Annotated in this window: 12 protein-coding genes; 4 read left to right on the top strand and 8 right to left on the bottom strand. The window is 43.6% G+C overall.

Going from position 1 to position 12,842, the window contains the following annotated elements; all coding sequences use genetic code 11:
• Positions 1–175: 175 nt before the first annotated feature.
• Entirely contained in the window at positions 176–883 is a 708-nt protein-coding gene (locus tag AB9P05_RS20655; RefSeq protein WP_371910738.1) for a response regulator transcription factor, read from the top strand.
• A gap of 536 nt (positions 884–1,419) precedes the next feature.
• On the opposite strand, the gene AB9P05_RS20650 is transcribed toward AB9P05_RS20655, so the two are convergent.
• A complete protein-coding gene (locus AB9P05_RS20650; RefSeq protein ID WP_371910737.1) occupies positions 1,420–2,436 on the bottom strand; it encodes an ROK family protein in 1,017 nt (338 codons plus the stop codon).
• A gap of 155 nt (positions 2,437–2,591) precedes the next feature.
• Between AB9P05_RS20650 and AB9P05_RS20645 the strand changes: the two genes are divergently transcribed.
• Positions 2,592–3,557 carry a YheT family hydrolase gene (locus AB9P05_RS20645; RefSeq protein ID WP_371910736.1) on the top strand — a complete coding sequence of 322 codons (966 nt, stop codon included), beginning with the start codon at positions 2,592–2,594 and terminating at the stop codon, positions 3,555–3,557.
• Positions 3,558–3,665: 108 nt separating this feature from the next.
• Here the strand turns inward: AB9P05_RS20645 and moeB are convergent, their stop codons facing one another.
• The 6 genes from moeB to AB9P05_RS20615 all read right to left on the bottom strand — a co-directional run bounded on the left by moeB (position 3,666) and on the right by AB9P05_RS20615 (position 7,689).
• Positions 3,666–4,832, bottom strand: a complete 1,167-nt coding sequence (gene moeB / locus AB9P05_RS20640) for a molybdopterin-synthase adenylyltransferase MoeB (protein WP_371910735.1) — start codon at positions 4,830–4,832, stop codon at positions 3,666–3,668.
• Positions 4,833–4,844: 12 nt separating this feature from the next.
• Positions 4,845–5,123: a MoaD/ThiS family protein gene (locus AB9P05_RS20635; protein WP_371910734.1), complete on the bottom strand. Its 279-nt coding sequence runs from the start codon at positions 5,121–5,123 to the stop codon at positions 4,845–4,847.
• An 11-nt stretch (positions 5,124–5,134) separates the two neighbouring features.
• Positions 5,135–5,563 carry a Mov34/MPN/PAD-1 family protein gene (locus AB9P05_RS20630; protein WP_371910733.1) on the bottom strand — a complete coding sequence of 143 codons (429 nt, stop codon included), beginning with the start codon at positions 5,561–5,563 and terminating at the stop codon, positions 5,135–5,137.
• Positions 5,564–6,502 carry a PLP-dependent cysteine synthase family protein gene (locus tag AB9P05_RS20625; RefSeq protein WP_371910732.1) on the bottom strand — a complete coding sequence of 313 codons (939 nt, stop codon included), beginning with the start codon at positions 6,500–6,502 and terminating at the stop codon, positions 5,564–5,566.
• A 528-nt stretch (positions 6,503–7,030) separates the two neighbouring features.
• Positions 7,031–7,243 (bottom strand): helix-turn-helix transcriptional regulator, encoded by a 213-nt coding sequence (locus AB9P05_RS20620; RefSeq protein WP_371910731.1) that lies wholly within the window; start codon positions 7,241–7,243, stop codon positions 7,031–7,033.
• Positions 7,243–7,689: a hypothetical protein gene (locus AB9P05_RS20615; RefSeq protein WP_371910730.1), complete on the bottom strand. Its 447-nt coding sequence runs from the start codon at positions 7,687–7,689 to the stop codon at positions 7,243–7,245. The genes AB9P05_RS20620 and AB9P05_RS20615 overlap by 1 nt, the downstream gene beginning before the upstream one ends.
• 601 nt (positions 7,690–8,290) lie before the next feature.
• On the opposite strand from AB9P05_RS20615, the gene AB9P05_RS20610 reads away from it, so the two are divergent.
• Entirely contained in the window at positions 8,291–10,306 is a 2,016-nt protein-coding gene (locus tag AB9P05_RS20610) for an ATP-binding protein (protein ID WP_371910729.1), read from the top strand.
• Positions 10,307–10,324: 18 nt separating this feature from the next.
• Here the strand turns inward: AB9P05_RS20610 and lhgO are convergent, their stop codons facing one another.
• Positions 10,325–11,533, bottom strand: a complete 1,209-nt coding sequence (lhgO, locus tag AB9P05_RS20605; RefSeq protein WP_371910728.1) for an L-2-hydroxyglutarate oxidase — start codon at positions 11,531–11,533, stop codon at positions 10,325–10,327.
• Positions 11,534–12,248: 715 nt separating this feature from the next.
• Here lhgO and AB9P05_RS20600 point away from each other — a divergent pair.
• Positions 12,249–12,755: a hypothetical protein gene (locus tag AB9P05_RS20600; protein WP_371910727.1), complete on the top strand. Its 507-nt coding sequence runs from the start codon at positions 12,249–12,251 to the stop codon at positions 12,753–12,755.
• The last annotated feature ends 87 nt before the right edge of the window (positions 12,756–12,842 follow it).

Here is a 12,842-nt window from a genome sequence, read left to right as displayed (position 1 = left end):
TGGCAACATGAATTTATCCACATTATACCCGGAGTACTCTCAGGCCTCCTTATATTACTGTTTTTTTACCCCTGTTTTAAGTTCTTTTTAAATCTTTTTCCGGTCGCTGTAGGATTAAGCTTACTCCCTATATTTATCACAGACATAGCCAAACAGCTTTATTGTTTTTCACCGGATGAGCAGCCTCGGAACCCAAAAAGTAATCGTTGCAGATGACGACACCTATACACTTAAAAAAATCAAGCATTTACTGGAAGGAGAGGGGTACGATGTTCGGGTAGCTTTTGACGGAGAAGCAGCTTTACGACTGTGCGATAAATACCAGCCTGATCTCCTTATCTCTGAAATAAATATTGATGGACTTGATGGTCTGTCACTTCTCCAGAAAATACGCCAGAATCACCGTCTGGATAATATGAAGGTGATCATCCTGACCAGCTCTCATAAAGAGGGTAATGAGGTGCGTGCCTTTGACCTCGGGGCAAATGATTTCCTATATAAACCGCTGAGGCCAAACGCTTTTATATTACGGATGAAACGAAAGCTTGCAACCACCAAGGAGGAAAAGAAAGCCTTGTCCATCCTACGTATCAACGGGTTGGAGCTTGACTCAGATAATGGTACTTTGATCAAGGATCAGGCACCTATACCCATGCCCCGGCGCACCTTTGAGCTTCTCTTTTTCCTGGCTCAAAATCCGGGAGTTGTTTATAATCGTTTTGAACTATTGGACCGGATCTGGGGCAATGATGCAACTATCAACGGGCGTACCGTAGATGTCCATATCAGAAAGATTCGGGAAAAAGTAGGCAGAGACTATATCGTTACATTCAAAGGCATCGGGTATAAGTTTAATAGTACTTATGCTACAGTAAGCAAATAGGCACTCCCTTTTTCCACATTATATTTCTCCTATAAAAAAACGAGGCAACCCCCAATGAGAGTTGCCTGAATAAGATAATATGAAGAGAATTCTACTTACACAAAGGTAGCTAATTCAAACGAATACACTGCTCATGACACGTTATCAAAACATTAATTTCGGTACGTGCTTTGATTTTGACAAAAAACAGAAGATTGTTTTTGTCAATCTGTAAAGAATCCATGATTACATTGTCAGGTATCCGGATACTACCGAAAAAAACAGCCCCTCTTCGGTAATAAGATTCGTTAGAACCGCACTATCTGGAAGCCATTTTGCATGAAAAGCCCAATTTTAATCCGAAACCCTCTGCATATTATCTGAATGTTAATACACATCTGTACATTCAGCGTTAAACTTATATCTCCTTTAAATAGCTATGTGTTTTCAGGCGATTAATTCAATTTCCCGTATAAACAAGCATACATCTGACAGCAATAATACACGTACCTTTAGTAGGTGCTTATCGTTCAGCCCTTTCAAGAAAAATTATGGATTCAGGGCTGGTCTATCCTGACAGGAGAAGTGGCAGAGCCTTGTCTTTTACTCTTTTGGTCAGTCTTTTCCTTTTCCCACACTAATGCACTGGCGCCTAGTATAGCTGCGCTCTTTTCACCTAACCCTGAAAGGCGAATAGCAATGTTATCTTTATTGTAAACATTGAAAAGATACTTCTCAAAGCTCTTTCTTACCGGCTTGAGCAAAAGGTCTCCGGCACCTGCAAGCCCTCCGAATATAAAAATGGCCTCAGGACTGGTGGCAGCTACGAAATCGGCAAGCTTTCGACCCAGGATATTCCCCGTGTATTCAAATGCCTGTGACGCTATATAGTCGCCTCTGACAGCGGCCTCATATATCGTTTTTGAAGTCAGCTCCCTGTAGCTATAGTCACGTAAAGGGCTATCAACTATAGCATCGGAGAGCAATTCAAAAACCGTACGGCAAATGCCAGTGGCGGAAACATACGCCTCAAGGCAACCACGCTTCCCACTTGAGCACATTCTGCCCCCTTCAATCGCGATCACGTGGCCCAGCTCTCCGGCAAACCCGTCTGCGCCATATACGAGCTTACCGTCTACGACTATACCACTGCCCAGGCCTGTACCAAGGGTTATCACTATAAAGTGCTTCATACCTCTTGCCGCCCCGAAAACCATCTCACCGATGGCAGCAGCATTAGCGTCATTAGTAATAGTCACCGGATAGTCTCTGAACTTCTTAAACTCTTCTACAAAAGGGACAATGCCTTTCCACTCCAGGTTCGGCGCATGCTCTATCGTACCTTTATAAATATTCGCATTAGGAGCACCAATACCAATTCCCTTCAGGGTATAACCGCTCAGAGACTGTTCAAGGACATCAAGCTTTTGGTTAAGCTCCTGGAGGTAAGCCTGCAGGCTGGCATGCCCAAAGGTCTGTAATTTACCTTCTGCAAGGATATTCCCATCTTTATCTACATACCCGAATTTGGTATACGTACCGCCTATATCGATCCCCAGCGCGAGTTCGCTCATAGTAATTTAGTGCCTCAGTAAAAAAATATGGCCGTCTTTAGGAAATTGAAGTTAAGAAGAAAGTACTAATCGCTAAAGGATTTCTGTAAATACCCTGTGTAAAATTATTTAATATTCCTGAGTTTTGCCTTGAAGAGTTACTGATTGTAGTTGTTATGCCGCTTGTATCATCCGCCTACCGCGCTCCCTATTATCTCAAAAATGGCCATCTGGCAACCATTTTCCCCAACATTTTTAGAAAAGTGGAGGGTCCTGAGTACTGCCGCGAGCGATTTGAAACAGAGGATGGAGATTTTTTGGATCTTGATTGGGTAGAAAAGGGTAATAGCAGGTTACTTATCATTAGTCATGGACTCGAGGGAAGTAGCGAAAGACCCTACGTCAGGGGTATGGCTAAGTATTTTTCCTCTAGGGGGTGGGATGTAGTGGCGTGGAATTGCCGCTCGTGCAGCGGAGAAATGAACCGTGTTCTACGACTATATCATCATGGTGATACCGAAGACCTCGAAGCCGTAATAAGACATGCACAAGCCAAAAACGAATATGAGCATCTTGCTCTTACAGGCTTTAGCATGGGAGGAAGTATGGTACTGAACCTGCTGGGACAAGGAATGGCCACTTTACCCGCAGAGGTAGTAGGCGGGGTGGTATTTTCAGTGCCCTGCGACCTTGGAGCTAGTGCCAGGCACCTGTCTGCGCCTGGTAATGGATTTTACCGAAAACGGTTTTTAAAAAAGCTGATCAGGAAAATGCATGAAAAGCATAGAAGCTTTCCTGATCGGGTAGCTATCAGCGGGGCTGAAGCTATAAGGCATTTTGCTGAGTTCGATAACCAGTTCACTGCTCCACTCCACGGATTTGAAAATGCAGAGGAATTCTACCTGAAGGCCAGTGCAAACCAGTACCTTAGCAATATCCAGCACCCGGTTCTGATCGTTAATGCTGCAAATGACCCATTTCTACCACCAGCCTGCTATCCGGTTAAATTAGCAGAAAACCATCCATCCGTGCACCTTGAAATACCCGAAGAAGGCGGCCATGTGGGCTTTATGATGAAGGGTAGGAGAGAGACATATGCCGAAGTAAGAGCATATGAATTTTTCGAGGGAATATTAATGTAGTAAAAGCTTACTTTATTTTGGAAAAAAAAGCCACCCTTATGACAGGGTGGCCGATCCATATATGAAAAAGAAAAAACTGAACTTATATTCTAAGATAATAAATATTTATTAATATTTAGCCATTTCCTTGTCAATTTTATCCGCCCAGGCCAAAATTCCCCCTTTTAGATTATATAGGTTTGTGAAGCCAAATGAGTTCTCTAACTCCCTGATAGCTTTTGCGCTTCTTACGCCACTACGGCAGTGTATTATCACCTTTTTACCGCTTTCCACACGGTCTACATTTTCTGAAATTGTTTTAAGGGGTATAAGCTCTGCACCTATATTAGCAATCTCATATTCATATGGCTCCCGTACGTCAATCACCTGAATCTTCTCACCACGGGTCTGCATATCATACAATTCATCTACCGTAACCTCTTTTACAGGCCTGTCCTCATCGGATGAGTTTCCTCCTATGCCACAGAACTGCTGGTAATCTATCAGCTCTTTCTGTGAAGGATTATTCCCATTAAGCGGGTTTTCGGGATCACGACGAACCTTAAGCGTTCTGGTCTCAAAGGTTAGCGCATCAAAGAGGAAAAGCCTCCCGCTAAGAGGATCACCTACCCCCGTAATTACTTTTATTACTTCATTAGCCTGCAGACTACCTAATATGCCCGGAAGCACACCTATCACACCCCCTTCTGCACAGCTGGGGACAAGGCCTGGAGGCGGTGGTACAGGAAACAGGTCACGATAATTAGGGCCTGTATTTCCTTCATTATCGGTATAGTTGAATACGCTAACCTGTCCTTCGAACCGGAAGATACTTGCATACACATTGGTTTTATTCAATAGTACACAGGCATCATTCACCAGGTAGCGGGTAGGGAAGTTATCCGTTCCATCAGCCACCACATCATAGTCTTTGATGATATCAAGAGCATTATCGCTGGTAAGTTGCGTATTATGAACTATGAAATTAACGTGTGGATTCAGTTTCCGGAGAGTGTCCCTGGCCACTTCTGCCTTAGGTTTACCCACATCGCTTACCCGGAAGAGCACCTGGCGTTGCAGGTTACTTTCATCTACCACGTCAAAATCCAGAATACCTATTGTACCTACACCGGCAGCGGTAAGGTATTGCAGTAGAGGGCTTCCAAGTCCACCGGTACCGACTACCAGCACTTTTGCTGCTTTTAATTTCCTCTGACCTTCGATATTGAAATCAGGTATAATCAGGTGGCGGCTATAGCGCTCAAGTTCTTCTTTACTGAATTGTATATTGCTCATTGATATTACTTCTTATCGGGTACCACCTGCGATGGCTGGCACAATACTGATGACACTTTCATTCCCTACGCGAGTTTCGCCGTTATTCAGGCCTTTGATGTCTTCATCACCTACATATACTTTGATAAAGTTTCTCAGCTTGCCCTGGTCGTCAAATATCTGTTTTTGTAGATCGGGGTAAGTAAGAGCCAGTTGCTCCAGCGCATCATTTACAGTTTGTCCGCTGGCATCCAGGCTGGATTGATTGCCAGTAAATTTTCTGAGAGGAGTGGGTATGATCAGTTTTGCCATTTTATTTCTTTTTAAAATATGAGTTCACTTTTAATTGGTTCTTCATCAAACTCGCGGTCGTCGTTTAACTGCCAGCTTGTGATATCGTCAGTACGGCCATCCATTACGCTGAGAATCACGTACGAAAACCAGGGCATAGCTTGCTTCCGGTCATGCTCGCTGGGGATAGCCGGGTGCTGTGGATGGCTATGATAGACCCCCAACAGCGAAAGGTTATTTTCCTCAGCGTATTGTTCAGCCTTCATATACTGCAGAGGACTGATTTCAAAACGCCTGCGCTGGTCTCCTTCTTTTTCATTCTGTACTGGGACTGCTTCCGTCACTTCCCGGTCTTCATTGACTTCATGTCCGTACATAAAGCCACAACATTCATTAGGGAAGGTCTTTTCTGCATCCTGTATCATTACCCTCCGCGCCTCTTCGTTTATGATAACTGCCATTTAAAATAAGTTTTTAAGCACTTCACCATACTTGTCTGCACTGTCAGCGAATACGGTCACTATTACCCCTTTATCCAGTTTGGCAGCGAGCTTATATGCCCCGGCCATATTGGCTCCGGCACTAGGGGAGAGAAGTAGCCCTTCCTCACGGCTTGCCTTAATTATGTATTGGTGAGCTTCTTCTGTATCTGCCTCCATGCTGCCATCAGCCAGTGCAGGCTCATAAATTCCCGGGACTATGGCAGTTTCCATGTGTTTCCAGCCTTCCAGGCCATGCATGGCAGTTTCAGGTTGCTGGCTGATAAGACGTACGTCCTTATTATATTCTTTCAATCTTCTACCGGTTCCCATAAAGGTACCGCTGGTACCTAACCCCGCTATAAAGTGGGTAACCTTACCATTTGTCTGGCTTATGATTTCATTGGCCGTATGCAGATAGTGGGCTTTCCAGTTATTATCGTTCCCATACTGATCTGCGTAATAGTAAAGGTCAGGCTTCTCCCTGTATAATTCTTTTGCCTTCTCTTGAGCGTCATCTGTCCCCCCGAACTTAGAAGTGTATATGATCTCGGCCCCGAATGATTTCAGCTGAAGCTTGCGCTCTTCTGAGGCATTTTCGGGCAGACATATAGTCACAGGTACTCCAAGCGCCGCACCTACTGCTGCATAAGCAATTGCTGTATTCCCGCTACTGGCGTCTAACAGACGCCGCCCATTACCCAGAATCCCATTCAGTATGGCATCTTTGATGATGTTATAAGCGGGGCGGGCTTTCACGCTTCCACCAAGCTGTTGCCATTCTAATTTGGCAAATATCTGTACATCAGGCTTATCTGCAAGCCCCTTTAATTTGAAAAGAGGCGTTCTGCCGATATGCTTACCTGTATTTTCGAGGCGGTCCAGAAGCTGCGGGTTTATAAGTTCAAGTTCTTCGATCATGATTTTTCCATAACTCAATAAAAAAGCCTTTCCAATTTCAGTTCGGAAAGGCTTTAATTATCATCAGGTATTTACTATTAAGGTAAATGATGGCCACTCCGAACCGGAATACCGGTACAGCAACAAAATGTGGTACAGCATGTGGTGTTAAACGATCTCATTTTCACTTAATTAATAAAACATAAAAAAAGCCTTTCCGGTTAGGGAAAGGCTTCAGGTATACCTGTTATATTTTTATGATCTAGTCATAGCCCTCCCTGATGTACCAATACGGTACAGCAACAACACGTGGTGTTGTATGCGAAAAGAGGAATATGACAAATATTCTGTTTCATTACTGTGGCTAATGTAGTAAGCCATTTTGATATATAAAATAGCTTACGAAAAAAAAATTCCATAGTTGCTTTTTCTCCAATTACTCTGTTGGGTAAGAATACCTCAACGCCAAGGAGATAATGCACGATAATCAGAAGCAATTAAATAGCCCACTTGGATGACAGGGTTAATAAGCCAACTCTTTCCGGAGGTTCAGAAACCTGGTAGTTCCGTTTTTTCCAGTCTGAAAATTTCATTTACTGGTTTACCGAATATCTCAGACAATTTTAACGCTACCAGCGTAGATGGCACGTATCTTCCCTTTTCGATTGAATTTATTGTCTGCCTGGAAACACCGACCCGCTGTGCCAGCTCTTCCTGGGTGATGTCCAATATGGCACGTTCCACTTTTATTCTGTTTTCCATTAGCGGCTAGCACGTAGTAGATAGTAAAAGCCTATCTGCACAAAGAGAATGAACCAAATCACGGGAAAGGCCGGGAACTCAATCACCTCCTTCATTTCACCCCCCCTAAGCAATGGCGTAATAAAGTATATAACGTAAGGCTGGAAAACGACATAGAGAACACCGCACACCAGGCCGAGCATGTATGACCTCATGCGCAATGAAAGCGTGTATTCATCCTCCTCACGTTCCCGGCTGATGGATATCAGCAACATAGACAGTAACAGAACATTCTGAGTAAATACACGCCAGAATGAGCCACCAGTATCCAAAGTATAGAGTAGAGTAAGAACAATAGCCGAAGCAGCCGTCAGTAGGAAGCCGATCTGCTTATACCTGTTGGACAGCAGATTGAACCGGTTTAAAGATTTGGCTTCACAAACGAGTATTTTCTGTAAAGAGTTCATGTCAATTAGTTAAGTTACCTTAGCAATATGTAAAATTTACTTTACATATTTAAACCACTCGTGTAAAAAGCCTATTTATCTGGTAAACCCGGATGAAAACTAAATATTCCAGAGAGTAGCAAATACCAAAACAAATCAGGTCATTTGCATTTTTGTGAATTAGGGCTGTCTAAGCTAAAACAGCACATCGGTTATTTTTTTATTAAGAGAACAGCTTTAGGAGAGTATAATGACTCACTTGCTGTAACTGAAATTTATGCAGGGACAAGACCAAGATTATATCTCAAATCTATGGGAAGCCATTCGCCAAAGGGTAGGGGTTTGTCAAACAGTATACAAAGCTTCATCTGCTGCACCAGAAATTTCTCATCAGGTTTTTGAGCTAGTGAAAGGTCTGTCACTAGATAATGTCATGCCATCCTTGCTTAAGGAACAGCTTAACTTATACCTGTCCAGATTTTGCCGGAATCGTTATTGTATCGTGAGGCATGCCGGCTTTTTACTCGGGCATGGCTTTGTAAGCGGAGACCCGTTACAGCCACCTCTTTCAGAGAAGGAAGTTATTAGAATAATTAGGGAACCTGTGCCTTCCAAAGAGAAAATGGAAAGCCTACTTCGCGAAATCAGTAGGGCCGGTGAGCAAACTGAATGGCCTGATTACCATTCTAGAGAAGGCTTTCTTCTCAGAGTAGCCGCACTGGTGGTTTTTATTGATCCTGAGAATGCTGTTAAATGGATAGAAGCATTGAAAAAATGCTTCACTGCACCAAAATACGAGGCACTAATGGGGCTTATAGCCTGTGCCAGATTCATACACTTTTGGGTAACTATCCATCCCGACATTGAATATGATGATGACATGCATCTTCTTTTAGATCGGTTTCCTAACCTAAAAGAGGTAATAGAAAACCGTAAAATGGAGAAGGAAAGGGTGTTACTGGATAGTGCCCTTCATGCAGAACTATCAGATCTGCGACATATGGCTAACCTAAGCATGGCGCTTATAAATAGTGAAGGTCGGTTCAGGGCTGCCATTAAGGCTGTAGACGGAATTTTATGGACCAATAGCCCCTCTGGAGAAATGGTTGGGGAGCAGCCAGGCTGGCAATCGCTTACCCACCAGTCTTACGATGATTATCAGGGATATGGGTGGTCAAGAGCGGTACACCCGGATGATGCACAGCCAACAATTAATGCCTGGAATGAAGCTATTAAAGAACAGAAAACATTTGTTTTCCAACATCGGGTAAAACGTCATGATGGTGAGTGGAGGCGCTTTTCTATTCGTGCTATTCCGGTAAAGGATGAAAATGGTGAGATACGGGAATGGGTCGGAGTCCATACAGATATAACAGAACAATTTGAACAGGCAGAAAGCCTCCGGAAGGCAAAAGCAGAAGCTGAAGCAGCAAATCAGTTCAAGTCTGAGTTTTTAGCAAATATGACGCATGAGCTTCGGACGCCTATGAACGCCATAGTAGGGATTACCGAACTGCTTGCCCGTGATGATAGCCTGGCTGAAAGACAGCGTAGAATAGTAGATACGCTGAAACTATCTGCAGGGTCTATGATGGAGCTTATTAACGACATCCTGGATATGGCCAGAATAGAAAGCAACAGGATGGAACTCGAAAAAATCACCTTCAGTCCGGCACGCGTTATTAAAAATGTGATAAATATCCTCGAAATAAATGCGAGAGATAAATCACTGGGAATCAATTCGAATACTAGTCAATTCATAGATTATCAATTTATAGGTGACCCTCAGCGTTTCAAACAAATCATCACAAATCTGATTAGTAATGCTATTAAGTTTACGCACGAAGGCGAGGTAACGATATCTATGGATGTGCTGCCAAGCCCTCATTTGGAGGGATTAAGCGAGGCTTCTTCTGAGAATAAAACCAGTCTGCTGCGTATAAAAGTGAAAGATACCGGAATAGGCATCGATCCTGATAAGCAGGAGATAATCTTCAATAAATTTACTCAGGCCGATAGTTCGATCACGAGAAAGTACGGTGGTAGTGGTCTTGGACTCACTATAAGCAGGAATCTCGCGCTGGCTATGAAAGGCGATCTTACCGTCACAAGTGAGCCAGGCAAGGGATCCGAATTTTGCTTACAATTGCCTCTTAAAATTGACAAAAGCTACGAGGCAGCAGGTATCGAAAAAGGACATATGAACAAATCGAATAGCAGCTTAGCTGATGCTAATGCTAAACCTAAAGTACTGCTTGTAGAAGATTATGAGCCTAATGTACTGGTTGCCGGACACATGCTCGAGATTTTAGGGTATGATTTTGATGTAGCTACGAATGGATTTGAAGCGCTGGATATAATTAAAAATAAACATAGCGATTACCTGGCTATACTGATGGACATTCAGATGCCAGGTATGGATGGTATGGAAACCACCCGCCATATCAGAAGATACGAATATGATGAAAGCTTACGGCCAATACCGATTATTGCCGTCACGGCCCATGCAAGCCGGGAAGATATGCGTAAATGCCTTAAGGCAGGAATGGATCAATACATTAGTAAGCCTTATACTTTTGAAGATATCAGCAATGTGCTGGATGGCCTGCGGGAAGATAATCGTAAAAGGCTAGCCTGAATTATAAGAGCGAGTCCTTTAAAATCGCTTTACCGCCAGGTTCGCAACATGATCACCAATACTAAGAGAGCTTGTGGCAGCCGGAGATGGCGCATTACATACATTAACTGCCGCGTCTGATTCGAGTATGACAAAATCATCAATCAGCCCTCCCTTACGATCACAGGCCTGAGCTCTTACACCAGCACCACCAGGTATAAGGTCATTTTCTTTTATTTCAGGCATCAGTTTTTGCAAAGCTTTGGTAAAAGCTGACTTGCTAAAGCTTCTGTACATTTCACCAAAACCCGTTTTCCAGTATTTAGCTGCTACTTTCTGGAAGCCCGGCCATGCAAGTGTCTCGCCGAGCTCCTCCAGGTTTATATGGCTTTTAGTGTATCCTTCACGGCTAAATGCCAGGACAGCATTGGGGCCAGCTTCAACGCCCCCGCCAATCATTCGGGTAAAGTGTACGCCAAGGAAGGGAAAAGCAGGATCAGGTACAGGGTATATGAGGTCTTTTACCAAATGCTGTTTTTCTTTCCGGATTTCATAATACTCTCCTCGGAAAGGAATGATTTTCAGGTTCAGCTTCTGATGTGTAAAACGGGCCACCTTATCAGAATATAGACCTGCACAGTTTACTATAAGCCTGGTCTCGTAAGTTTCTTTACCTGTGATGACGCGGTGCAGCCCTTTAGACGCCTGGCTGTTTGCCTCAATGTGAACCACCTTTTCTCCTAACCTGATTTCTCCGCCACCTTCTTTGAATTTGTCTGCATACCGGATAGCCACAGCCTTATAATCAATAATCCCTGTCTGAGGAACATGGATTCCTGCTATGCCATGTACATGCGGCTCATACTCTTTTAACTCACCTTCTGATAGCTCTTGCAGATCTGAAAGTCCGTTTTCACGACCCCGGATAAGGATGTTTTGTAAAGCAGGCAATTCTTCTTTACTAGTAGCTACGATTACCTTGCCGCAGAGTTCATAAGGGATGTTTTCTTTTTCCGCAAACCGGATAAGCTGATTATAGCCTTCGATGCAGTTGCGTGCCTTGAGGCTACCAGGCTTATAATATACCCCCGAGTGGATTACTCCACTGTTATGTCCGGTCTGATGAGCAGCCAGTTCCATTTCCTTCTCCAGCAAAAGCACTTTTAGCTCCGGTTTTTGCTGATTGATTTTCATGGCTGTGGCCAGCCCGACGATTCCGCCACCTATAATAATAATGTCGTATTGCACGCTACTCTGTTTACTTTCCAGCCGGGTAAAAATAGTACGAATTCCTGCTAATATCCATACTGTACTGTAAATTGGTTTAAGTAACCTGAATCGCTAAGCCATGTCATCTGCACCTGATAGTACTCTGCTGGAAGAAGATCACCTACAGGAGTGTTTTGGAATTGCGCAAAAGTACAATTTGCACCTGAAGTTTTGACCTTTGGTCAGGATCCTAAAGAGGCTTATTTTGTCAAGTAAACCTTCAGAATAAGTTTAGCATGTACCCTAAGGGGGGAGGGAAATTCACACATTTCAGGCCTATGCAGGAGAGTAGGGCGTTAAAGAGACAAAGCTCATACCTCGCTGATCAGAAAACACTACCTTTCCTGGGTTAAGCAGCTTAGCAGATACCTGCAGAAGAGTGAACCTGAAACAAAAAGACCTGCCTAAAGAAGGTAGGATAGTATGTCAGGTTCAGCTATTCAGATGTTGCCGGCCATGCATGCACACTACTCTGTGGGCGGTCCGGAGGTATTCCGGGAATCCCAAGAAACATTTATTCGGGGATAGAAAAAGTAGAACCTCTACGTTCCTGTGGAGACCCCTTTTCACCCGGTGCAGTACTCTACTATAATTTGCTTGGGTTTGTAGAGATGACGGTTGCATATTAGAATCATAATTAAGCTGGACACAAACCTGTTCTTTTCTTATTATTGTTCACCTTATTTATCTCGACATGAAGCGAAATTTATTTCTCCTTATTTTAATAATAATCAGTATCACCGCCGTACAGGCACAGTCAACCGAGCTGGTTTCAGATTCTATAGAATACGAAAAAGTATTCGGCGGCTACCGGTTCTATCAGCAATATGAATACGGGTATGAGCCTAAAAACTTTTCCCAGCTCAGGCTGATAATGGAAGATAATCAGGAAGCTTATGTATTGGCCAAAAAAGCGTCTACAAATGCGACCATAGCCAATGTACTAGGCTTTGCCGGTGGTGTTCTTGTGGGAGCGCCATTAGGTGCCGCCATAGTTGGCGGAGAGCCTAACTGGACTCTTGCAGCTATAGGGGGAGGACTTATTGTGGCAGCTATCCCGATAAGCTCCGGTGCCAATAAAAAAATGGTACAAGCTGTGGACATTTATAATAATGCCCTGCAAAGTGACCTACATCGATCCAGTCATGAGCTTGAGATTGTATTCACTAGCTACGGTGCAGGACTAAGTTTGCGTTTTTAGACAGGCTGATTTCGCAAACCAGAAGTGATAATCTTGTAGCTGACATAATAAACTACCGATAACAAAAATGCTGCCTTTTCCGGGGCA

It is taken from the genome of Roseivirga sp. BDSF3-8 (assembly GCF_041449215.1).
GTDB lineage: Bacteria > Bacteroidota > Bacteroidia > Cytophagales > Cyclobacteriaceae > JBGNFV01.
Note: the sequence above shows the minus strand (reverse complement) of the source record. Positions and strands in the feature narration are given on the sequence as shown.